Raw genomic sequence first — 21,329 nt, 5'->3', positions numbered from 1 at the left:
GAGTGGTGACCAGGCACAACGCCGTGCGCCGACTGGTTCCGCATCGGCAGTCGTGTTCAGCACCTCTTACCGAGGCGGCCGGATCGACAGTGCGTGGTGGAAAACGTTGCGCGGGTCCCAGGTCGCCTTGATCCGCTGCAGCCGGGGATAGTTGTCCTTGAAGTACAAGGTGTGCCAGGGCACGCCGGAGGTGTTCCACGCCGGGTCGGTGGTGTCGATGTCCGGATAGTTGATGTAACAGCCGTCGTTGGCATCGTCGGGAACCGGCACCCCGCCGGTGCTCGCGTACATGTCACGGTAGTACTCGCGCACGCGCCGGATGCCGTCGCTGTCGCCGCCTCGCCCGTCCCAGGTGGTAAGGAAGATCGCCTTCAATATGGAGTCGCGCTGCGGCATAGCGGTGGCATCGGGGCGCACCGTATTGACCGCGCCGCCGTAGGACAGCAGCCACAACATCGGCGCCTCCTGCGCGCCCGCCGGTGCCGGCCTCTCGGCGAGGTGGCGATAGGTGATCTCGGCCTGCTCGTCGGTGAACCGCCTGCGCAGGTACGCCGACTTCTGCTTGTACCGCCCCGATTCCCCGTTGATACCCGACTTGAGCGCGTTGGTCAGCCACGGCGTCCGCTCCGGCGGTGGTATCAACGGCGTGGGCACGCCATCGGTGATCTCGGACTGGAACTCCTTGAGCAGCGCGTCGGCGTTGGGCAGCGTGCCATCCAGTTCGGCGGAGATCAGGAACCCGCCCGGATCCGCAGCCGCGACCTTGCGCGGGGCGAGTAGCACGCTGAACAGGCTGGCGAACCGATCCCCGGGTTCGCTGTGGCGCTCGAAGAACGTGCCGTAATTGCGCAAGATCCGCATGAACGCGGCCTGGTCGACATCGCCCCAGCCCCACAGCATCGGGCTGCCCAGGATCGTACCGGGCGGCCGCGGCAGCAGGTGTGCTGGGTCGGTGCCACGGGCGTTCGGGTCGCGCAGCCAGTACCGGGTGACCACACCGAAGTTGCCGCCGCCAGCGCCGGTGTGCGCCCACCACAGGTCGGGGTTCTCCTCGCGAGATGCGAACACGGGACGGGCCCGGCCGTACCGGTTCACCACGACGACCTCGACCGCGTGGAGATAGTCCACAACGGAACCGAATTCCCGGGACTGCGGACCGTATCCACCTCCGGCGAAATGCCCGCCGACGCCCACCTCGCCGCACTGTCCACCCGGAACGGTCACGCCCCAGCCCAGATACAGCGTCTTGAACACCTCCCGCAGTGTGGCGCCTGCTTCGACGACGAATGCGTTCCGCCTGCGGTCAAAGGAAACGTCATGGAACTCGGACAGATCGATGACCACCTGTGCACCGTCGCCGACGAAGTTCTCGCAGCTGTGCCCGCCGCCACGGACGGTGATCCGCTTGCCTGCGCGCACCGCGTCCTGCACCAGGCCGACTACCTGATCGGTGGAGCCAACGAGGTGGAAGCGCTCCGGGTCGACGGTGAACCGCGTGTTCACCCCCTTGATCCGCAGGTCGGCGTAGCGTGGATCGTCGGGGCCCACGGTCACCGGCCCAGTGCTGGATTCCCCGGTGCCGCAACGGTTTTCGCCGACGCGACGGCCGGAAGGCCGGCCGAGACAGCCGCTCCTGCCGCAGCGGTACGCACGAGGAAGCTCCGCCTGGTGAAGTCGGACATTGCTCTGCTCCTCGGATCGTCATGCCGTGCTGACAGCGAACGTATCGGCTGAGACATTCGACGCCATCAACCGTTCGGCTGACCCGGGATGTCAGCCTCGGGGACGACCAGCTGCGGCCGGCCGCAACCGACGCGCGGCCCAAGGCAGGCATCGACCCTGAGGTAAAGCGGGTCAGGAGGTAGAGATGCGTGTCGGTACGGGTGGCGACTGGCCCCAGGTGGCCGGTCGCCGAAGACGAACTCACCGCCGAACGCCGCCAGTGCCCCTGCGCGGATCAGACCGGTCACGACCCGCCAGAGTCGGTCGTCGGTGACCGTGGCGGCATCCGCACCCGTTTCCAGTGCCACAACCACCGAGGAGGGCCAGTCCTCGGTTGCCCGGGGCAGCTGCCCGGCGACCACCGCCCGCCGGGATGTTTCCGCAGGTCACCGATCGTGAGTGAAGAGCCGTGTTCTAACTCGGCCAAACACTCACGAGAGGTGACCAGGCACAACACCGCGCCTGCCTGGAATCAAAGACAGGCTCCAACTCGTGTGCGCACTCACGAGGGCTGCGGGAGGGCGCGGATGGCGGCGGCTGCCTCGTCGACGATGCCCGGCACGAGGTCGGCCACGCTCGGCAGGTCCGCCAGCAGGCCCACCACCTGCCCCGACGCGAGCACCCCCGCGCCGGTGTCCCCCTCGACGAGCCCGGCCCGCAGCAGCATCGGCGTGTTCGCCGCTATCACCACCTGCGCCCACGTGCGTTCGCGCCGCATCGCCATGCCCTCGCGCACCATCGAGCGCCAGGACAGCCCGGTGAGCCTGCGGAACCGGACGGCGCTGCGCACGGCCCTCGCGAGGCCGCTCACCCGGCCGGCACGCTCCAGCGCGTCGACGAGATCCGTGCGCAGCACCCGGTGCGGCAGCCCGTCGACCTTCCGCGTCACCACGGTGTCACCGAGCCCGCGCGCCAGGTACGCCTGCTTCACCGCGTCGGGCACCGTGCTCTCCCGCGTCAGCAGGAACCGGGTGCCCATCGCGACCCCGGCGGCACCGTAGGCGAGTGCCGCCGCCAGCCCCCGGCCGTCGAAGAAGCCGCCCGCCGCGATCACCGGGATGTCCACCGCGTCGAGCACCGACGGCAGCAGCAGCGTCGTCGCGACCCCGCCGGTGTGCCCGCCACCCTCGCCGCCCTGCACGATCACGGCGTCGGCGCCCCAGCCGGCCACCTTCTCGGCGTGCCGCGCCGCGCCGACCGAGGGCACGACCACGATCCCGGCGTCCTTGAGCCGCGCGATCATCTCCCTGCGCGGTGCGAGCGCGAACGAGACGACCCGCACCCGCTCCCGGATGAGCAGGTCCACCCGCCGGTCCGCGTCCTCGGCGTCGGCCCGCAGGTTCACCCCGAACGGCCGGTCCGTCCGGCTCTTCACCTCCTTGACGGCCGCCGCCAGCTCGTCGAAGGTCATCGTGGCCGAGGCCAGGATGCCCAGAGCCCCTGCCTGTGCCGTCGCCGAGACCAGCCGGGGACCGGCGACCCAGCCCATGCCGGTCTGTACCAGCGGATGCCGCACGCCGACCAGCTCGGTGAACGGGGTGCTGAGCGTGGTCACGAGGAGACCTCCTTGTCCCGCAAGGACTTCGGGTCCAGCACCTCGCGCAGCAGCCGCAGCTCCTCGGCCGTCGGCAGCCGGCTCTCCGCGATGTCGGTGGTGTCCAGCGCGAACGACGTCGCGGCCTCGACATCCGCCACGCTCACCCCCGGGTGTACCGACAGCAGCCGCGGCGCGTGCTCCGCGCCGCCGAAGTCCAGCACGCCGAGATCGGTGACCACCCGGTACACGTCGTGAAAGCGGGCCGCCGCCCCGTGTGCCCGGTCGTAGCCGACACCGGAGACCACGTCCACCCGTTCCACGAACACGCGCTTCGCGTGCCGGGGAACCCAGTAGCTGGTGCGGTGGTTGACGGTGTTGCCCGGCCCGCCCCGCACACCGAGCAGCTGCTTCTTCGGGCGTCCGTGGTCACCGATCGCGGAGATGTTCTGGTTGCCGTGCCGGTCGATCTGGTTCGCGCCCATCACCACGTGCCGCCTGCCGCGCGGCACGACCGTGTCGAGCACCGCGCGGAACGGCTGCCAGCCCTCGATCACCGGCTCCTCCGCCGACCCGAGGCCGGGCGTGTTGACCAGCAGGTACGCCTCGCCGTCGGACAGCAGCAGGTCCGGCTCGAACGTCAGCCGCGCCAGCCGCGCGCCCAGCGACGGCAGCAACCCCATCGGGCTCGCCACGATCTCCCCGTCGCCGCGGAACAGCTCGGCGCACGCCACCGCTGCCACCTCGGCCCGCGTCACGTCGGCTTGCATGAGCGGGGCTTCGCGATTCTGGCTCATGCCACCTCCTGTGTCCTGCGGGGCACCCGCACCCGGTCGGCTTGCATGAGCGGGGCTTCGCGATTCTGGCTCATGCCACCTCCTCCGCGAAGCGGCTGATCTCCGCCTGGTACCGCGCCTCGTCCCCGGAAAGGAACCGGTCCGCGAACCGCGGCCACGCGTCCAGATCCCTGGCCGCCTCGGCGTAGTGCCGCTGAAAACGCTCGTCACGGCCGTAGTCCGGCGCCGCCGACGTGAAGTGCGCCCCGCGCGGTGTCTCCACCACCCCGTCCACGCAGCCACGGTTGAGCAGCAGGCTCTGCACCGGGGCATCCCTGGTCAGCTCGCCGGTGTCCACGATCCGTTCCGCCGAGACGAAGCACCGATCGGCGGCCAGGGCGAACACGTCGTCGAAGTACGGGTCCGGGCCGAGGTACTGCGCGTTGCCCCGCGCGTCCGCGCGGTTGAGATGCACCAGCGCGGCGTCCAGCGGCAGCGCGGGTACCGCCAGCAGCTCCTCGCCGTCGGCGTAGGGCGAGCGCACGGTACGCAGCCGCGGGTTCAGCCGGACGACGTCGGAGCCGAGACCGGCCCGGCTCGGCAGGAACGGCAGCCGCTTCGCCGCCGCGGAGAGCGCGGTGCCCAGCACGCCCTCGTCGTACTCGGTCACCTCGATGGCGCCCGCCTCGCGCACCCGGTTGAACCACGGGTCGAACGGGATCGAGTCGAGCGTGACGAAGCCGAAGACCAGCCTGCGGATCCGGCCCGCCGAGGCCAGCAGCCCGACATCGGGCCCGCCGTAGGACACCACGGTCAGGTCGGTCACCGACGACCGCAGGATGGCCCGCACCAGCGCCATCGGCTTGCGCCGCGAGCCCCAGCCGCCGATGCCGATGGTCATCCCGTCGGCGAGCTCGGCGACCGCCTCGTCCGCCGTCATGCGCTTGTCTGCCATCACTGCCCCCTGCCGTCGAGGAACTCCTGCCGCGCGCCGTCGGAGACACCGGCGAGGTTGAGCTCGAAGGTGAAGCCCTGCTCGTAGCGGTAGCTGCGGTGGACCGGCTGCACGTCGATGCCGTTGATCGCCTGCTTGGCGGCCCGGATCACCCTGGTGTCCTTCGCCGCGATGCGCCGCGCGAGCTCGAGTGCCGCACCGTCCAGTTCGGACCTCGGCAGCACGCGGTACACCGAGCCGTGCTGGTGCAGCTGTTGCGCGTCGATGGTTTCGGCCGTGTAGTAGAGCGCACGCATCAGGTGCTGCGGCACCAGCCGCGCGAGGTGGGTCGCGGCGCCGAGCGCACCCCGGTCCACCTCGGGCAGCCCGAAGGCGGCGTCGTCGGAGGCCAGCACGATGTCGGCGTTGCCGGCGAGCCCGACGCCCCCGCCGAGGCAGAAACCGTGCACCGCCGCGATCACCGGCACCGCGCAGTCGTAGACGGCCGAGAACGCCGCCGCGCACCCCCGGTTGGCCCCGATCAGCGCGGTGTGGCCGCCGTCGCGCTGGATCTCCTTGATGTCCACGCCGGCGTTGAATCCCCTGCCCTCGGCGCGCAGCACGACGACGTGGCAGGCCGGGTCGTCGCCCGCACCGGACACCGCCTCCGCGAGATCGAACCAGCCGCGCACGGTCAGCGCGTTCACCGGGGGAGCGTCCACCGTGACGACGGTGACGCCCGGCTCCGGTCGCGTGGTGGTGATGGACATGGGCGCACCTTCCGCGTCCGGGAAACGAGAACGGGTTACAAACCTAGCACTTGCTTGGTAGGTTGGCGAGGTGGCTGATCCGGGTACAGGTCTGGCGCTCCGGCTCGACGGAGCGGTCGTGCTGGTGACCGGCGGCGTCCGCGGCGTCGGCGCCGGCATCACGACCGCGTTCCTGCAGGCCGGTGCCAGGGTCGTCACCTGCGCCCGGCACGCGCCCGCCGATCCGGTCGGTGACGCGGAGTTCGTGCCGTGCGACGTGCGTGACGCCGCGCAGGCCGAGCGGCTCGTCGGCGAGGTCGCCGAGCGGCACGGGCGGCTGGACGTGCTCGTCAACAACGCGGGCGGGGCGCCCCACGCCGAGGCCGCGAGCGCGTCGGCGAACTTCCACGAGAAGGTGGTCGCGCTGAACCTGCTGGCCCCGCTCAACCTCGCCCGGTACGCGAACGCCGTGATGCGGCGGCAGGAGTCCGGCGGCTCGATCGTCAACGTCGGCAGCGTCAGCGGCACGCGGCCGTCACCGGGCACGGCCTCCTACGGCGCCGCGAAGGCGGGGCTGGAGAACCTCACCGCGAGCCTCGCCGTCGAATGGGCGCCGAAGGTGCGCGTCAACTGTCTCGACGTCGGCATGGTCCGCACCGAGTCGGCGCACCTGCACTACGGCGACGCCGACGGTATCGCGGCCGTCTCGGCCACGGTTCCGCTGCGGCGGCTGGCCGAACCGGAGGAGATCGGGACGTGCGCGGTGTTCCTCGCCTCCCCGCTCGCGTCCTATGTGACCGGTGCGGCCCTCGCCGTGCACGGTGGGGGAGAGCTGCCGGCCTTCCTGTCCGCCAGTACAGCAAGGGAGAACTCGTGAGCGGAATCGTCGACGGCCGGGTCGTGATCGTCACCGGCGCGGGACGCGGCATCGGTCGGGCGCACGCGCTCGCGTTCGCCCGCGAGGGCGCGCGGGTGGTGGTGAACGACATCGGCGCGGCGCTGGACGGCAGCGGGCTCTCCCGCGGTCCCGCGCAGACCGTCGCCGACGAGATCGAGGCCGCGGGCGGAGAGGCGGTCGCCAGCACGGACGACATCGCCGACTGGTCCGGAGCCGAGCGGCTGGTGCACACGGCGGTCGAGTCGTTCGGCCGGCTCGACGTGCTCGTGAACAACGCCGGGTTCCTGCGCGACCGGATGCTGGTGAACCTCGCCGAGGACGAATGGGACGCGGCGATCCGCGTCCACCTCAAGGGCCATTTCGCGCCACTGCGGCATGCGGCGGCGTACTGGCGGGCCGAGACCAAGGCGGGGCGGCCGCCGAGCGCCAGGGTAGTCAATACCAGCTCCGGCGCCGGCCTGCGGGGCAGCGTCGGTCAGGGCAACTACTCCGCGGCGAAGGCCGGGATCGCGGGCCTGACGCTCGTCGCCGCCGCGGAGCTCGCGCGCTACGGGGTCACCGTCAACGCGATCGCCCCGGCGGCACGGACCAGGATGACCGAGCAGGCGTTCGCCGACGACATGGCCGCGCCGCAGGCGGGCTTCGACGCGATGGCCCCGGAGAACGTCTCGCCGCTGTTGGTGTGGCTCGGCAGCACGGAGTCGGCCGCGGTGACCGGCCGCGTGTTCGAGGTCGACGGCGGGCGGGTCTCGCTGGCGCAGGGCTGGCGGCACGGTCCCGCCGAGGACAAGGGCGCTCGCTGGGAACCGGCCGAGCTCGGCCCCGTGGTGGCGCGGCTGGTCGCCGAGGCTCCCGATCCGGAGCCCGTCTACGGCGCGTGACCGGCGTCGGTGATCATGCGCCGTTCGGGAGTCACAGCCGTTCGAGGATCGTCGCGGTGGACAGGGCACCGCCCGCGCACATCGTGACCAGCGCGCTCGTGGCGTCGCGCCGTTCCAGCTCGTGCAGCGCGGTGGTGAGCAGGCGGGTGCCGGTGTTGCCCACCGGATGACCGAGCGCGATCGCGCCACCGTTGACGTTGACCCGGTCCGGATCCGGTTCGTGCACCCGCTGCCAGGAAAGCACGACCGACGCGAAGGCCTCGTTGACCTCGAACAGGTCCGGGTCGCCGATGGTCATCCCGGCCCGCTTGAGCACGTGCTCGGTGGCCCGCACCGGACCGTCCAGATGGTAGTAGGGCTCGGCGCCGACGAGCGCCTGCGCGACGATCCGGGCGCGCGGGCGCAGGCCGAGCGCACGTGCCCGGCCTGCGTCCATGAGCAGCACGGCCGAGGCTCCGTCGGAGATCTGCGACGACGTGCCCGCGGTGTGCACGCCGCCGTCCACCACCGGTTCCAGCTTGGCCAGGCCCGCGAGCGTGGTGTCGCGCAGCCCCTGGTCCCGGTCGACGACGCGGGTCTCGCCGGGAGGCGCGCCGTCCGCGTCGAGCACGGGTGCCTGCACGGGGACGACCTCGCGGGCGAACCGCTGCTGCACCCACGCCTGTGCCGCCTTGTGCTGGGAGGCGGCACCGAACGCGTCCACGTCCTCCCGCGTGAGGCCCCGGCGCACGGCGATCCGCTCGGCCGCGCGGTACTGGTCGGGCAGGTCGATCGACCACGCGTCCGGCTTGGGTGCGCCCGCGCCGGTGCCGCGGTTGGCGCCGAGGGGAACCCGGCTCATCGCCTCGACCCCGCACGCGACGCCGATGTCGATCGCACCGGCGGCGATGAGGCCGGCCACGAGATGCGTGGCCTGCTGGGCGGAGCCGCACTGGGCGTCGATGGTCGTGGCGCCGCACTCCTCGGGCAGGCCGGCGTGCAGCCACGCGGTGCGGGTGACGTTGCCCGCCTGCTCGCCCGCCTGTGTCACGCTGCCGCCGATCACCTGCTCGACCAGCGCCGCGTCGAGTTCCGCCCGCTCCAGCAGCGCCCGGTGCGCGGTGCCGAGCAGTTCCGCGGCGTGCAGGCCGGAAAGCCAGCCGCGCCGCTTGCCGATCGGGGTGCGCACGGCCTCGACGATGACAGGGTTGCCCACGCTGGTTCTCCTCGCTCCGCGCTGCGTCTTTCGCACTAAAGTAGAACACGTTCTCGAATTGGGCAATGCCGGGCGAGGTCAACCGCCATTTGGTGACCGAACAAACGCAGTTGTTCTACCAGCAGTTTCAAGATCCTCATCGATTAAGTAAACAGGTTTCACCGCGGTTCTTCTCTGAGTTAACGCCGTATGCTTCAATCGGGTCGTAGAACGTGTTCCACGACATCGCAGTCGGAGGTACCGCGGTATGAGCTCCTCCCTGATCCCCGCCGGATTCGACTTCACCGATCCCGATCTCTACGCGACGCGGCTCCCGCTGGAGGAGTTCGCGTTGCTCCGGCGCACCGCTCCGGTGTGGTGGAACCAGCAGCCGTACAACACAGCGGGCTTCCGTGACGACGGCTTCTGGGTGGTCACCCGGCTGGAGGACGTCAAGACGATCTCCAAGGACAGTGAGCTGTTCTCCTCGCGCGAGAAGACGGCCATCATGCGGTTCGACGAGTCGATGACCGAGGAGAACCTCGAAGCCAACCGGCTGGTGCTGCTCAACATGGACGCCCCGCAGCACACCAAGCTGCGGCGCATCGTCTCCAAGGGCTTCACCCCGCGGGCGATCGGCAGGCTGGAGGACGCACTGCGGGAGCGCGCACAGAGCATCGCCCGCAACGCGAGGGCCAAGGGGTCCGGCGACTTCGTCACCGACGTCGCGTGCGAGCTGCCGCTGCAGGCGATCGCCGAGCTGATCGGTATCCCGCAGGAGGACCGCCTCAAGATCTTCGAGTGGTCGAACCAGATGATCGGCTACGACGATCCCGAGTACGACGTGGAGCCGCTCACCGCCTCCGCGGAGCTCGTCGGCTACGCGTTCAACATGGCCGAGCAGCGCCGCCAGTGCCCGATGGACGACATCGTCACCAAGCTCATCCATGCCGACGTGGACGGCGAGTCGCTGGCTTCGGACGAGTTCGGCTTCTTCGTGATCCTGCTGTCGGTGGCCGGGAACGAGACCACGCGCAACGCCATCACGCACGGGATGAAGGCGTTCCTCGACCACCCGGAGCAGTGGGAGCTCTACAAGAAGCACCGGCCCAAGACCGCGGCGGACGAGATCGTGCGGTGGGCGACGCCGGTGGTCGCCTTCCAGCGCACCGCCACCGCCGACACCGAGCTCGGCGGCCAGCACATCCGCAAGGGCGACCGGGTGGGCATGTTCTACAGCTCCGCCAACTTCGATCCCGAGGTGTTCGACGAGCCGGAGAAGTTCGACATCATGCGCGAGGACAATCCGCACGTCGGGTTCGGCGGCACCGGATCGCACTACTGCATCGGCGCGAACCTCGCGCGCCTGGAGATCGACCTCATCTTCAACGCCATCGCCGACGAGATGCCCGACATCCACGAGGTGGCGCCGCCCGAGCGCTTGCGCTCCGGTTGGCTGAACGGCATCAAGCACTACCAGGTCGCCTACGAGTAGTCCGGCCGGCCATGGATCATGGCCGGATGACCGTACGCAGCCGCCTCCACTCCGAACTGTCCCTGAACGTCACCAAGCGCGGCCGGGTCGCGCTGTCGGTCGCGGCCGCCGAATCCGCCGGGCTGGACGGCGAAGAGCTCACCGTGACCGCAGAGGCCACCGGCTGCACGCTCGACGCCCGGGTCGTCGTGTTCCGGCACGGCACCCGTGTGCACGTCGTCGACCTGCCCGAAGGCGAGGTGACGGTCCGGTACCGCGCCGAGCGGCCCTGCCCGCCCGCCGAGGCCGAGGCGCTCACCGACGCCGATCTGATCCTCTACACCCGGCCCAGCCGGTACTGCCCCTCCGACCGGGTCGGCGGTTTCGCCCACGGCGAGTTCGGTGAGCTGCCGGGAGCTCGCGCCCAGGTCGAGGCGATCGTGCGGTACGTGGGCACGCGCATCGCCTATGTGGGTGGTTCGAGCAGGCCGACCGACGACGCGGTGGACACGCTGCTGGCCGGCGACGGCGTGTGCCGCGACTACGCGCACCTGTGCGTCACGCTCTGCCGGGTGCTCGACATTCCAGCCAGGTTCGTGGCGGTGTACGCGCCGGGACTGTCCCCGATGGACTTCCACGCCGTCTTCGAGGCCGCGATCGACGGGCGCTGGCAGCTGTTCGATGCGAGCCGTCTCGCGCCGAGGCAGAGCATGACCCGCATCGCCACCGGCCGCGACGCCGCCGACACGGCGTTCCTGTCCACCCTCGGCAGCGAGCTCGACCTGCGCCGCACCTCGGTCACCGCGACGATCGACCCGGAGCTGCCCACCGACGACGGCACGGCCCAGGTCGCACTCGCCTGACTCGTGAGTGCCTACGCGAGTTAGAACTCGTGTGCGCACTCACGAGGGTCGTGAGTGGCCACGCGAGTTCTAACTCGGCTGCGCACTCACGAGGGGGTGTGGGGCTTGCCGGCTCCGACGACCCACATCGCGAAGTACTGGGAGCCGCCGCCGTAGGCGTGTCCCAGCGCGATCCTGGCCCCGTCGACCTGGTAGTCGCCCGCCCGCCCCATCACCTGCTTCGCGGCCTCGGAGAAGCGCAGCATCCCGGAGGCGCCGATCGGGTTGGTCGAGAGCACGCCACCGGAGGGGTTGACCGGTAGCCTGCCGCCCAGCGCCGTCTCCCCGGCCTCGGTGAGCTTCCAGCCCTCGCCCTCCGGCGCGAAGCCGAGGTTCTCCAGCCACATCGGCTCGAACCACGAGAACGGCACATAGATTTCCGCGGCGTCCACCTGGGACAGCGGGTCGGTGATCCCGGCCTCCCGCCAGAGTGCCGCCGCGGCGTCCCGGCCCGCCTGCGGGTTCACCTGGTCGCGCCCGGCGAACGTGGTCGGCTCGGTGCGCATCGACGTCGCGTGGATCCACGCCGCGCCGCCGGGCACCGCGTCGCCCGCCGCCTCGTCGCCCAGCACCATCGCGCAGGCGCCGTCCGAGGACGGGCAGGTCTCGTCGTAGCGGATCGGGTCCCACAGCATCTGCGAGGCCCGTACCGACTCGACGGTGATGTCGGGCTGGCGCAGGTGTGCATAAGGGTTCAACGCGCCGTTGCGCCGGTCCTTCGCCGCGACGATCGCGCCGACGTGCTCCGGGGCGCCGGAGCGGCGCAGGTAGGAGCGCACGTGCGGAGCGAAGTAGCCACCGGCACCCGCGCCCACCGGCATGTGGAACGGCGGCGTGATCGACAGCGCCCACATCGCGTTCGACTCCGACTGCTTCTCGAACGCGACCGTCAGCACGCGCCGGTGCACGCCCGCCTGCACGAGGCCGGTGGCGATCAGGGCCGTGGACCCCCCGACCGAGCCCGCGGTGTGCACCCGCAGCAGCGGCTTGCCGTTGGCGCCCAGCGCGTCGGCGAGGAACAGCTCGGGCATCATCACGCCCTCGAACATGTCCGGCGCCTTGCCCAGCACGACCACGTCGATGTCCGGCCAGTCGACCTGCGCGTCGGCCATCGCCCGGTCGACCGCCTCGCGCAGCAGCCCGGGCATCGACACGTCGGTCCGCTTGGCGCGGTGGTGGGTCTGCCCGGTGCCGAGCACCGCGGCCAGTCGCTTGCCCATGCCGCCTCAGCCCCTCTCCAGTACGGCCACCAGGTTCTGCTGCAACGCCGGCCCGCTGGTCGCGTGCCCGAGCGCCCGCCGGGCGTCGCCGTCGAGAATCCGGGTGGCGGCCTCGCCGATCCGCGCGAGCCCCGCGGAGAACATCGGGTTGCCGGTGAGCGCACCACCGGACGGGTTGATCCGCACGCCTTCGCCGAGCCCCAGCGCCTCGCGCAGGATCAGCTCCTGGTGGGTGAACGGCGCGTGTAGCTCGGCCACCTCGACCGGGCCTGCGCTCCCGGCGCCCGCGGCCCGGCCCGCCGCCTCGGCGGACGCGGAGCGGGTGAGGTCGCGTGAGCCGAGCGCGGGGGAGTCCACCCTGTGGTCGATGCCGGCGATCACGGCGGGGCGCTCCACCAGGTCACGGGCTCGTTCCACCGAGGCGAGCACGATCACCGCAGCGCCGTCGGTGACCGGTGCGATGTCGTGGGCTCGCAGCGGGTCGGCCACGAAAGGCGCGTCGAGGAGTTCGGAGACCTCGGCGTGACCGGAAACCTGGGCGTAGGGGTTGGCGGCGGCGTCGGCACGGCTGCGGATGGCGACCTCGGCGAGGTCCTTCTCGCTCCACAACCCGGCGTCCAGCCCGAGCCGCGCCTGCAGGCCCGCGACCGCGATCGAGTCCGGCCACAGCGGTGCGGTGACGTAGGGGTCGAGCTGCAGCGCGAGCACCCGCCGCAGCTCCCCGGCCGAGGACTTGCCGAAGCCGTACACCAGCGCGGTGTCCACCTCGCCCATACGGATCTTCAGCCACGCCTCGTATAGCGCCCACGCGGCGTCCATCTCCACATGCGACTCGTGGATCGGCGGGAACGCCCCGATCGCGTCGACCGCGGCGACGAACGAGAACGCCCGCCCGGCGAGGTAGTCCGAGGAGCCGGAGCACCAGAAGCCGATGTCCTGCTTGGACAGTCCGGTTCGCTCGAACGCCTGCGCGAAGATGGGGACCAGCATCTCGACGCCGTTGGTGGTGCCGTGGGTCCGCCGCACGTTGGGCGCCTGGGCGAACCCGACCACTGCCACGTCTGTCAGGTTTGTCACTGTCGGATTCCCCTAGAGGTGGTGGGCGAAGTTCTCGTACGGCGCGTCCGGTTCCCCGGTCGGCGCGAAGTGGGTGATGTTCTCCAGCGTCGTCGACCACTCCTCGCACGGCCGCCACGCCGCGCGCACGCGCATGCCCATGCGCACCTCCTCGGCGGCACAGCCGAGCACCAGGTGCAGGAACGCGATGTCGGCGCCGTCCAGCAGGATGTAGGCCGCGACGTAGGGCGGTTTGATGCGCTGGCCGAGGAACGGCACGTTGACGATGCAGAACGTGGTGACGATGCCGGTGTCGGGCAGTTCGATCTCCTCGGCCGTCGGCACGCCGTCGGTCGGGCAGGCGCCGCGGGGCGGGATGTAGACCTTGCGGCACGCCGGGCAGCGCTGCCCGATGAGCCTGCCCTCGGCGAGACCGCGCAGGTAGCGGCTCTCCTCGGGGGAGGCCGAGTGCTGGTACCGCAGGTGGATGGGCGTGATGATCGTGCCGACCGGCTCACCGTCCTCGCGTTCGGCCACCGGTGGTGGCGGCGGGGTGGGCGCGGGATCGGGCGGGGCGTCCGCGGCCACGAACCAGGCGATGTCACGGATGTGCCCGACCGGCTCGTCGGACCACCGGGCCCTGACCCGCATTCCGGTGTGGACATTCGCAGCGGACCCCGCGTCCAGGGCGTGCAGCAGGGCCGTGTCGGCACCGTCGAGCCGGATCAGCGCCCAGGCGAACGGCCGCTCGAGCGGCTGGCCCGCCAGCGGCTCTGCGGCCCACGACCAGGACACGACGGTGCCCTCGTCGGCGACGTCGACGAACTCGGTCAGCGCCCGCGCGGTGACCGGGTCGTACTCGACGGGCGGCACGTGCACGCGGCCGTCCGAGCCCCGGATGCCGACGATCCGGCGCTCGCGCAGCGCGTTGACGAACCGGCCGAGGACCGGACCGACGGAGCGGGTGTAGTCGAAGCCCACGTCGAGCGGGGCCGACAGCGGTGTCTCGCTTCCGGCTGCAATCACAGTCAGAAGTGAAACACGTTCTCGGTTCGTCGGCAAGGGTCAGGACAGGCGAGCGGCCACCCGGTCCGGCTCAATAGTGAAACAAGTTCTATCTTTCGCCTCGCGTCTGCCCGAACTGCCATGAACGACCCGTTACTGGCACTTTCGCCAGTAACGGGTCGTTCATGGCAACTAGCTAGCGGTCGCGGAAGTGGGGGGTGCGCTTCTCGGCGAACGCGCGTGGTCCCTCCTTGGCGTCCTCGCTCGCGAACACCGTCATCCCGTACTGGGCGTCGAGCTTGAACGCCTCCTCCTCGTGCATGCCCTCGGTGTCGCGCATCGTCCGCAGGATCGCGCGCACGGCCATCGGCCCGTTAGCCGCGATCCGCTCGGCGATCTCCAGCGCGCGATCGAGGGCGGTGCCGTCCGGTACCACGTGCCCGATCAGGCCGATCTCCTTCGCCTCGGCGGCCGTGATGTGCTTGCCCGTCAGCAGGATCTCGGCCGCCACCGTGTACGGGATCTGCCGCGGCAGCCGCACCGCCGACCCGCCGAGGGGGAACAGCCCCCACCGCGCCTCCGACACGCCGAACTTCGCGCTCTCGCCCGCGATCCGGATGTCGGTGCCCTGCAGGATCTCCGTGCCACCGGCGATCGCGGGCCCCTCGACCGCGGCGATCAGTGGCTTGGTGAGCCTGCGGCCCTTGAGCAGCCCGTCGATCCGGCTGGGATCCCACGAGCCCTTGTCGAACGCGGTGGCAGGGCTGTTCCGGCTCATCGACTTGAGGTCGGCACCGGCGCAGAACGCGCCGCCCGCGCCGGTCAGCACGCAGCTCCGGACGTCCGGGTCCTCGTCGACCTGATCCCACGCCTCGACCATGATGGCCAGCATCTCGCCGGTGATCGCGTTGCGGGCCGCCGGCCGGTTCATCGTCACCACCAGCGTGTGCCCTCGTTTGTCGACCAGTGCGTGCGGGGCGTCGGCTGCCATCGGGTCGCCTTCCGATCTCGGGTCCACCATTGCCCAGAACGATAACATGTTCTAGTTTGAACACGTGGCACTCAACATCGCGGATCTTCTCGAGCACGCCGTCGACGCCGTGCCCGACCGCACTGCGATCGTCTGCGGCGCGCGGCGGGTCACCTTCTACGAACTGGAACAGCGCGCCAACCGGCTGGCGCACCATCTGGCCGCGCACGGTGTGGAGCCGGGCTCCCACATCGGTGTCTACTCGCGGAACTCCATCGAGACGATGGAGGCGATGATCGCCGCGTACAAACTGCGCGCGATCGCGATCAACGTGAACTACCGCTACGTGCGCGGCGAACTCGACTATCTCTTCGGCAACGCCGACCTGGTCGCGCTCGTCCACGAGCGGCGCTACGCCGACATGGTGGCCGAGGTCCTCCCCGGCCACCCGCAACTGAAACACGTTGTCGTGATCGACGACGGCAGCGACGCCGGCTACGGCCGCTACGGCGGCGTGGACTACGAGACCGCCCTCGCTTCGCGGTCGCCCGAGCGCGACTTCGGTGAGCGCAGCGGGGACGACGTCTACGTCCTCTACACCGGCGGCACCACGGGCTATCCGAAGGGTGTGCTGTGGCGGCACGAGGACGTATGGCGTGCGCTCGGCGGCGGGATCAACTTCGTCACCGGTGAGTACGTCGCCGACGAGTGGCAGCTCGCGAACGAGGGCAAGGAGAGCGGCGGGCTCGTGCGGCTGCCTGCGGCCCCGCTGATCCACGGTGCCGCGCAGTGGGCCGCCTTCGGCGCGCTGTTCACCGGCAGCACGGTGGTGTTCGTGCCGCAGTTCGACCCGCACGAGATCTGGAAGGCCGTGCAGGACAACAAGGTTCAGGTACTCACGATCGTCGGCGACGCGATGGCGCGCCCGCTCATCGACGCCTATCGGGAGGGCGACTACGACGCCTCGTCGATCGTCGCGGTGTCCAGTCACGCGGCGCTGTTCTCGCAGAGCGTGAAGCAGGAGTTCCTCGGGCTGCTGCCGAACGTGGTCATCACCGACGCGATCGGTTCGTCCGAGAGCGGCTTCACCGGCATCGGCATGGTCAGCAAGGACGCCGACCATTCGGCGGGCCCACGGGTGAACTTCGGCAAGGACGCGATCCTGCTCGACGAGGACAACCGCCGCGTCGAGGCGACTCCCGGCGCGACCGGGCGGATCGCCAGGCGCGGGCACGTCCCGATCGGCTACTACAAGGATCCGGAGAAGAGCAAGACGATCTTCGTGGAGATCGAAGGGACCCGCTACGTCGTGCCCGGCGACTACGCCCGCTACGAGGAGGACGGCACGGTCACGCTGCTCGGCCGCGGCTCGCAGTGCGTCAACACCGGCGGGGAGAAGGTGTACCCCGAAGAGGTGGAGGGCGCGCTGAAGTCGCATCCGGACGTCTTCGACGCGCTCGTCGTCGGCGTTCCGGACGAGCGGCTCGGCCAGCGGGTCGGCGCGGTCATCCAGACCAGGACGGGACGGGCGCCCGATTTCGCGGACCTCGATGCGCACGTGCGGACGCGGATCGCGGGTTACAAGGTGCCCCGGACCCTGTGGCTGGTCGAGGAGATCGGCCGCTCACCGAGTGGCAAGCCGGACTATCCGTGGGCGCAGCGCTACGCCCTGGAGCACGAGCCCGCGCTCGACTCGACGAAGCCGGCCAAGCAAGCCTGACCAGGAGGACTCTTTGATGCGCACCGCGCTGTGCGACACGCTCGGGATCGATCTGCCGATCGTCGGGTTCACGCCGTCGGAACACGTGGCCGCGGCCATCAGCAGGGCGGGTGGCCTCGGAGTCCTCGGCTGCGTGCGGTTCAACGACGCCGCCGAGCTCGACCGGGTCCTCGGCTGGATGGACGAGAACACCGACGGCCGCCCGTACGGGGTCGACATCGTGATGCCGTCGAAGATCCCCACCGAGGGCAGCTCGATGGACCTCGGCAACATGATCCCCGAAGAGCACCGCGCCTTCGTCGAGCGCACGCTCGCGGAGCTCGGCGTGCCGGAGCTGCCGGACGACACCGACGAACGGGCCGGGGTGCTCGGCTGGCTGCACTCGGTCGCCCGCTCGCACGTCGAGGTCGCCCTGAAGCATCCGATCAAGCTGATCGCCAACGCGCTCGGCTCACCGCCGGTGGACGTGATCGCGCAGGTGCACGAGCACGGCGTGCCGGTGGCCGCGCTGGCGGGCAAGGCCGAGCACGCCAGGCGGCATGTCGACAACGGCGTGGACCTGGTGGTTGCGCAGGGCTACGAGGCGGGCGGGCACACCGGCGAGATCGCGTCGATGGTGCTGCTGCCCGAGATCGCCGACGCGGTCGGCGACCGGGTGCCCGTGCTCGCCGCGGGCGGCATCGGCTCGGGCAGGCAGGCGGCCGCCGCGCTCGCGCTGGGCGCGGTCGGGGTCTGGATGGGGTCGGTGTGGCTCACCACTGAGGAGTACCTGCAGACGATGCCGGAGTCGGAGGCGATGCAGCGCGCGCTTCTCGACGCGACCTCGGCGGACACCGTGCGGACGCGCATCTACACCGGCAAGCCGGCCCGGCTGCTCAAGACCCGCTGGACCGAGGCATGGGCGGCGCCGGACGCCCCCGAACCGCTGCCGATGCCGCTGCAGAACCTGCTCGTCTCGCCCGCGCACAACCGTATCCACGCGGCAGGCGACCCTTCGGTGGTGTCGATGCCGGTCGGCCAGATCGTCGGCCGGATGAACGCGGTCCGCACGGTCGCGGACGTCATGGCCGAGCTGGTCGGCGACTTCGAGAAGACCGTGGAGAGGCTGGACCGGATTCGCTAGTGCCCTCCAGGTGCAGGTCACCGCTCGTGAGTGCGCACACGAGTTAGAACACTGTTACGCACTCACGAGGCTTGGCCGGGCGTCAGGTGCTCGTTGTCGGCGGGCATGCCGTCGGTGACGGGGCCGTCGCCGATGCGGACGCCCGCGAACCGCATCGGCAGGCCCTGCGCGATGCCGGGGCTCGCCCGGTCCATCAGCTGGACGTGCACGTGCGGTTCGGTGCTGTTGCCGGAGTTGCCGCACCGCGCCAGTTGCTGCCCGGCTCGCACGGTGTCGCCCTCCCGCACGGTCGCCGAGCCCTGCCGCAGGTGGGCGACCAGCGCGAAGCAGCCGTCCCCGGCGTCCACGACCACATGGTTGCCGATCACTCGCCCGGCGCCGCCGAACTCCCGCAGCATGCCCTCCAGCAGCAGGTACACCAGCGACCACCGGGCGTTGCGGCTGCGGTGATCCCGAGCGCGGTCCCGGACCCGGACGACCCTGCCGGGCACCGGCGACAGCACCGGCTCGCCGAACGCGGGGAAGTCCTGCGGTGGCCGCATCCCCGGCCCAGCGCCGAACGCGGGCCGCTCCCGGTCGAGGGGCTCGTACACCAGGTCGACCGCGTGCGACTGGCCGTAGGCGCGGGTGCCGTGGCTGGGCACCCTCGTGGCCGGGCTGTTCAGCGCCAGCCAGCGGCCGGCGACCGGCGGGTGCACCGCCCGGTCCGGGCCGGTGTGCTCGGTGCCGGGCAGGAACAGGGCCACGACGCCGAGTATCACGAGGGCGAAGCCGGCCAGTTCGGCGGTCGAGAGCACGTCGTCCGCCGTCGCGGACCGCCACCAGAGCCCTGCCAACCACTTCCCGGCGATGAGCAGGAGCCCGGACATGGCCAGCCGGACGGCCAGGCGCTGCACGTTCCGCATCACCCGTTTCATCGCCGCACCGCCGTGAGGATCACCAGCAGCGGCACGATCCGGGTCACCGGCATCTCGTAGCTGCCCCGGCTTCCCTGCCGCAGCCAGCCGGCGGTCACCAGCTGGCGCAGGTGGTGGTGCAGCTGCCCGGTGCTGCCGAGCGACTCCACGTCGGCGAGAGCGGCGGTCGTGCGCACGCCGTTGAGCACCTGCCGCAGCAACTCCAGCCGCACCGGATGGGACAGCGCCGCGAGCGTGGGCGCGAGCTCCGACCAGTCGCCTTCCAGCAGCGCGGCGGAGCCCGCGCCTTCCTGCCAGTCGGCCGGCTCGCCGGTGGGCAGGGTGACCGTGCCCGCGAGCAGGACGGCGCCACCGTCGGGGCCTTCGTGCTCGGCGAGCCGCCGCTTGAGGCCGTCGAGCGCCCAGAGACGGCCGTGCTCCTCGGGGGAGTGGGCGGGGGCCTTGTGGGCGTCCCGTCGTTCGAGGGCGTCGACGCGCTCGCCGAGCCGCCGCAGTTCCTCGGCGACCTCGGCCAGCTCGGCTGCAGAATCCATGACATCGAAAATACAGAACTACGTAGTTACGACCCAAGCCCAGGTCCGGCTCGTGAGTGCGCACGCGAGTTCTAACTCGCGTGCGCACTCACGAGCCACGCTGGGTGGTGCGCTGGACGGCGAAGGCGAGCGCACCGGCGGCGAGCACGGCGGTACCGGCGACCACCGAGGAGACCGGCAGGCTGACCGCGAGCACCACGCACCCGGTGAACCCGGCCACCGGAACGATCCGGCCGCTGCGCAGCGTCCACGCGCTGGCGTTCGCGATCGCGTAGTACACGAGCACCGCGAACGAGGAGAAGCCGATCGCACTCCGCAGATCGGCGAACGACGCCAGGACCGCCACAGCGGCACCCACGGCGAGCTCGGCGCGGTGCGGCACCTCGAAACGAGGATGCACCACGGCGAGCGCCCGCGGCAGGTGCCCGTCGCGGGCCATCGCCAGCACGGTGCGCGACACGCCGAGCACCAGCGCCAGCAGTGCGCCGAGCGCGGCCACCGCGGCACCGGCGCGGACCACCGGTGCGAAGCCGGACCACGACGTGGTGGCCACCGCGTGCGCGAGCGGGTCGGCCGTCCCGCCGAGCCCACCCGGACCCAGCCGGAGCAGCACGGCCAGCGCCACCGCTGCGTAGACGAGCAGCACGATCCCGAGCGCGACCGGGATCGCCCTCGGGATCGTCCGGGCCGGGTCGCGTACCTCCTCGCCGAGCGTGGCGATCCGGGCGTACCCGGCGAAGGCGAAGAACAGCAGCCCAGCTGCTTCGAGCACACCGCCCGCGCCGGTGCCGGGGAAAGGCAGGAGCCGCGAGCCCGCCACGTCTCCGGCCAGCAGGATCACCGCGACCGCGCCGGCGAGGACCAGCAGGCTCAGCGTGACGATGATCTTCGTCGCGAGCGCCGAGCGCCGCACACCCCGGTAGTTCACGGCGGTCAGGGCCGCCACGACGGCCACCGCGAGCAGCCCGCGCCACGGCCTGCCGACATCCGGTGCCGCGTAGACGACGACGGTGAGCGCCATCGCCGCGCAGCTCGCGGTCTTGCCCACCACGAAGCCCCAGCCGGCGAGATGGCCCCAGAACGGGCCGAGCTGTTCGCGGCCGTACACGTACGTGCCGCCCGAGGACGGGTACCGGGCGGCGAGGCGGGCGGAGGAGGTGGCGTTGCAGTACGCGACGAGGCCCGCGACGGCGAGGCCGAGGAGCAGCCCGGAACCCGCCGCCCGGGCAGCGGGGGCGAACGCGACGAACACGCCGGCTCCGATCATCGCGCCGAGGCCGAGCACCACGGCGTCGCCGGTGTCCAGCCTGCGCGCGAGCCGGTTCGGCTCCGCGGTCACCGGGGCTCGAACAGTTCGACCGGGTTGCCCGCCGGGTCGTCGAGCAGGACCTGCCTCCCGCCGCACGCCTCGACGATGTCGTTGCGGAAGCTCGCGCCCGCGCCGCGCAGGCCCTCGACGAGACCGTCGAGATCGGTCACCCCGAGCTGGCTCCGGTTCCAGCCGCCCGGTTCCGGACGGCGGCCGTCGGGCATCGCCTGCGCGGCGCCGCCTGGTCCGGCCGGAGCGCTCAGCAGCAGCCGGCGCGCGACCCGCACGACGATGGCGAACCCGGGACCCGGCCGGGCCTGCTGTTCGAAGCCGAGCAGCCGGGTGTAGGAGTCGACCGCAGCGTCGACGTCGTCGACGAGGTAGCGCACGCTCGCGGTGCTCATGGCAGAACCCTCTCGAAAGCGGGTGCCG

Annotated in this window: 21 protein-coding genes; 6 read left to right on the top strand and 15 right to left on the bottom strand. The window is 71.2% G+C overall.

The features are described from left to right. Nucleotides 1-66 precede the first annotated feature (66 nt). The 6 genes from JAP66_RS12180 to JAP66_RS12155 all read right to left on the bottom strand — a co-directional run bounded on the left by JAP66_RS12180 (nucleotide 67) and on the right by JAP66_RS12155 (nucleotide 5,736). The gene (locus tag JAP66_RS12180) at nucleotides 67-1,554 is read right to left on the bottom strand and encodes an FAD-binding oxidoreductase (protein WP_307849537.1); all 1,488 of its coding nucleotides are present in this window, start codon (nucleotides 1,552-1,554) and stop codon (nucleotides 67-69) included. Continuing rightward, nucleotides 1,551-1,682, bottom strand: coding sequence for a twin-arginine translocation signal domain-containing protein (locus tag JAP66_RS12175; RefSeq protein ID WP_199431786.1), 132 nt, complete (start codon nucleotides 1,680-1,682; stop codon nucleotides 1,551-1,553). Before JAP66_RS12175 ends, JAP66_RS12180 begins: the two co-directional genes overlap by 4 nt. A gap of 542 nt (nucleotides 1,683-2,224) precedes the next feature. Continuing rightward, the gene (locus JAP66_RS12170) at nucleotides 2,225-3,277 is read right to left on the bottom strand and encodes an NAD(P)H-dependent flavin oxidoreductase (protein WP_199431785.1); all 1,053 of its coding nucleotides are present in this window, start codon (nucleotides 3,275-3,277) and stop codon (nucleotides 2,225-2,227) included. Continuing rightward, nucleotides 3,274-4,053, bottom strand: coding sequence for a CoA-transferase subunit beta (locus tag JAP66_RS12165; RefSeq protein ID WP_235998955.1), 780 nt, complete (start codon nucleotides 4,051-4,053; stop codon nucleotides 3,274-3,276). Before JAP66_RS12165 ends, JAP66_RS12170 begins: the two co-directional genes overlap by 4 nt. A 70-nt stretch (nucleotides 4,054-4,123) precedes the next feature. Further along, nucleotides 4,124-4,987: a CoA transferase subunit A gene (locus JAP66_RS12160; RefSeq protein ID WP_199431784.1), complete on the bottom strand. Its 864-nt coding sequence runs from the start codon at nucleotides 4,985-4,987 to the stop codon at nucleotides 4,124-4,126. After that, nucleotides 4,987-5,736 (bottom strand): enoyl-CoA hydratase family protein, encoded by a 750-nt coding sequence (locus tag JAP66_RS12155; protein WP_199431783.1) that lies wholly within the window; start codon nucleotides 5,734-5,736, stop codon nucleotides 4,987-4,989. The genes JAP66_RS12160 and JAP66_RS12155 overlap by 1 nt, the downstream gene beginning before the upstream one ends. Before the next feature lie 70 nt (nucleotides 5,737-5,806). Between JAP66_RS12155 and JAP66_RS12150 the strand changes: the two genes are divergently transcribed. Both JAP66_RS12150 and JAP66_RS12145 read left to right on the top strand, forming a co-directional pair. After that, nucleotides 5,807-6,592, top strand: coding sequence for an SDR family oxidoreductase (locus JAP66_RS12150; RefSeq protein ID WP_307849536.1), 786 nt, complete (start codon nucleotides 5,807-5,809; stop codon nucleotides 6,590-6,592). Further along, nucleotides 6,589-7,494, top strand: a complete 906-nt coding sequence (locus tag JAP66_RS12145; RefSeq protein WP_199431782.1) for an SDR family oxidoreductase — start codon at nucleotides 6,589-6,591, stop codon at nucleotides 7,492-7,494. The genes JAP66_RS12150 and JAP66_RS12145 overlap by 4 nt, the downstream gene beginning before the upstream one ends. 31 nt (nucleotides 7,495-7,525) lie before the next feature. Here JAP66_RS12145 and JAP66_RS12140 read toward each other — a convergent pair whose 3' ends face one another. Further along, nucleotides 7,526-8,689 (bottom strand): steroid 3-ketoacyl-CoA thiolase, encoded by a 1,164-nt coding sequence (locus JAP66_RS12140; RefSeq protein ID WP_199431781.1) that lies wholly within the window; start codon nucleotides 8,687-8,689, stop codon nucleotides 7,526-7,528. Nucleotides 8,690-8,936: 247 nt separating this feature from the next. On the opposite strand from JAP66_RS12140, the gene JAP66_RS12135 reads away from it, so the two are divergent. Then, nucleotides 8,937-10,163, top strand: a complete 1,227-nt coding sequence (locus JAP66_RS12135; RefSeq protein WP_199431780.1) for a cytochrome P450 — start codon at nucleotides 8,937-8,939, stop codon at nucleotides 10,161-10,163. A gap of 26 nt (nucleotides 10,164-10,189) precedes the next feature. Beyond that, nucleotides 10,190-11,005: a transglutaminase-like domain-containing protein gene (locus JAP66_RS12130; RefSeq protein ID WP_199431779.1), complete on the top strand. Its 816-nt coding sequence runs from the start codon at nucleotides 10,190-10,192 to the stop codon at nucleotides 11,003-11,005. A gap of 86 nt (nucleotides 11,006-11,091) precedes the next feature. Here the strand turns inward: JAP66_RS12130 and JAP66_RS12125 are convergent, their stop codons facing one another. The 4 genes from JAP66_RS12125 to JAP66_RS12110 all read right to left on the bottom strand — a co-directional run bounded on the left by JAP66_RS12125 (nucleotide 11,092) and on the right by JAP66_RS12110 (nucleotide 15,316). Further along, entirely contained in the window at nucleotides 11,092-12,264 is a 1,173-nt protein-coding gene (locus JAP66_RS12125) for a thiolase family protein (protein WP_199431778.1), read from the bottom strand. A 6-nt stretch (nucleotides 12,265-12,270) separates the two neighbouring features. Further along, entirely contained in the window at nucleotides 12,271-13,332 is a 1,062-nt protein-coding gene (locus JAP66_RS12120) for a thiolase family protein (protein WP_199432022.1), read from the bottom strand. Between the two features lie 21 nt (nucleotides 13,333-13,353). Beyond that, nucleotides 13,354-14,346, bottom strand: a complete 993-nt coding sequence (locus JAP66_RS12115; protein WP_199431777.1) for a Zn-ribbon domain-containing OB-fold protein — start codon at nucleotides 14,344-14,346, stop codon at nucleotides 13,354-13,356. A 175-nt stretch (nucleotides 14,347-14,521) separates the two neighbouring features. After that, complete coding sequence (locus tag JAP66_RS12110) at nucleotides 14,522-15,316, bottom strand: crotonase/enoyl-CoA hydratase family protein (RefSeq protein ID WP_199431776.1); 795 nt, start codon at nucleotides 15,314-15,316, stop codon at nucleotides 14,522-14,524. 64 nt (nucleotides 15,317-15,380) lie between these two features. On the opposite strand from JAP66_RS12110, the gene JAP66_RS12105 reads away from it, so the two are divergent. Then, nucleotides 15,381-17,015 (top strand): acyl-CoA synthetase, encoded by a 1,635-nt coding sequence (locus tag JAP66_RS12105; protein ID WP_199431775.1) that lies wholly within the window; start codon nucleotides 15,381-15,383, stop codon nucleotides 17,013-17,015. A gap of 16 nt (nucleotides 17,016-17,031) precedes the next feature. Continuing rightward, nucleotides 17,032-18,138, top strand: coding sequence for an NAD(P)H-dependent flavin oxidoreductase (locus tag JAP66_RS12100; protein WP_199431774.1), 1,107 nt, complete (start codon nucleotides 17,032-17,034; stop codon nucleotides 18,136-18,138). Between the two features lie 62 nt (nucleotides 18,139-18,200). On the opposite strand, the gene JAP66_RS32920 is transcribed toward JAP66_RS12100, so the two are convergent. The 4 genes from JAP66_RS32920 to JAP66_RS12080 all read right to left on the bottom strand — a co-directional run bounded on the left by JAP66_RS32920 (nucleotide 18,201) and on the right by JAP66_RS12080 (nucleotide 21,301). After that, entirely contained in the window at nucleotides 18,201-19,055 is an 855-nt protein-coding gene (locus tag JAP66_RS32920) for a M23 family metallopeptidase (RefSeq protein WP_199431773.1), read from the bottom strand. Beyond that, nucleotides 19,052-19,588 (bottom strand): helix-turn-helix domain-containing protein, encoded by a 537-nt coding sequence (locus JAP66_RS12090; protein WP_199431772.1) that lies wholly within the window; start codon nucleotides 19,586-19,588, stop codon nucleotides 19,052-19,054. The genes JAP66_RS32920 and JAP66_RS12090 overlap by 4 nt, the downstream gene beginning before the upstream one ends. Before the next feature lie 88 nt (nucleotides 19,589-19,676). Continuing rightward, nucleotides 19,677-20,927 (bottom strand): APC family permease, encoded by a 1,251-nt coding sequence (locus tag JAP66_RS12085; protein WP_199431771.1) that lies wholly within the window; start codon nucleotides 20,925-20,927, stop codon nucleotides 19,677-19,679. Next, nucleotides 20,924-21,301 carry a VOC family protein gene (locus tag JAP66_RS12080; RefSeq protein ID WP_199431770.1) on the bottom strand — a complete coding sequence of 126 codons (378 nt, stop codon included), beginning with the start codon at nucleotides 21,299-21,301 and terminating at the stop codon, nucleotides 20,924-20,926. The genes JAP66_RS12085 and JAP66_RS12080 overlap by 4 nt, the downstream gene beginning before the upstream one ends. Between the last annotated feature and the right edge of the window lie 28 nt (nucleotides 21,302-21,329).

The organism is Qaidamihabitans albus (genome assembly GCF_016464705.1).
GTDB classification, from domain to species: domain Bacteria; phylum Actinomycetota; class Actinomycetes; order Mycobacteriales; family Pseudonocardiaceae; genus Qaidamihabitans; species Qaidamihabitans albus.
Note: the sequence above shows the minus strand (reverse complement) of the source record. Positions and strands in the feature narration are given on the sequence as shown.

Excerpts from the sequence above, each read along its gene's own strand:
- JAP66_RS12100 (WP_199431774.1), top strand. The coding sequence starts at position 17,032 with ATGCGCACCGCGCTGTGCGACACGCTCGGGATCGATCTGCCGATCGTC.
- JAP66_RS12165 (WP_235998955.1), bottom strand. The coding sequence starts at position 4,053 with ATGAGCCAGAATCGCGAAGCCCCGCTCATGCAAGCCGACGTGACGCGG.
- JAP66_RS12135 (WP_199431780.1), top strand. The coding sequence starts at position 8,937 with ATGAGCTCCTCCCTGATCCCCGCCGGATTCGACTTCACCGATCCCGAT.
- JAP66_RS12130 (WP_199431779.1), top strand. The coding sequence starts at position 10,190 with ATGACCGTACGCAGCCGCCTCCACTCCGAACTGTCCCTGAACGTCACC.
- JAP66_RS12110 (WP_199431776.1), bottom strand. The coding sequence starts at position 15,316 with ATGGCAGCCGACGCCCCGCACGCACTGGTCGACAAACGAGGGCACACG.
- JAP66_RS12155 (WP_199431783.1), bottom strand. The coding sequence starts at position 5,736 with ATGTCCATCACCACCACGCGACCGGAGCCGGGCGTCACCGTCGTCACG.
- JAP66_RS12125 (WP_199431778.1), bottom strand. The coding sequence starts at position 12,264 with ATGGGCAAGCGACTGGCCGCGGTGCTCGGCACCGGGCAGACCCACCAC.
- JAP66_RS32920 (WP_199431773.1), bottom strand. The coding sequence starts at position 19,055 with ATGAAACGGGTGATGCGGAACGTGCAGCGCCTGGCCGTCCGGCTGGCC.
- JAP66_RS12160 (WP_199431784.1), bottom strand. The coding sequence starts at position 4,987 with ATGGCAGACAAGCGCATGACGGCGGACGAGGCGGTCGCCGAGCTCGCC.
- JAP66_RS12080 (WP_199431770.1), bottom strand. The coding sequence starts at position 21,301 with ATGAGCACCGCGAGCGTGCGCTACCTCGTCGACGACGTCGACGCTGCG.
- JAP66_RS12090 (WP_199431772.1), bottom strand. The coding sequence starts at position 19,588 with ATGGATTCTGCAGCCGAGCTGGCCGAGGTCGCCGAGGAACTGCGGCGG.
- JAP66_RS12175 (WP_199431786.1), bottom strand. The coding sequence starts at position 1,682 with ATGTCCGACTTCACCAGGCGGAGCTTCCTCGTGCGTACCGCTGCGGCA.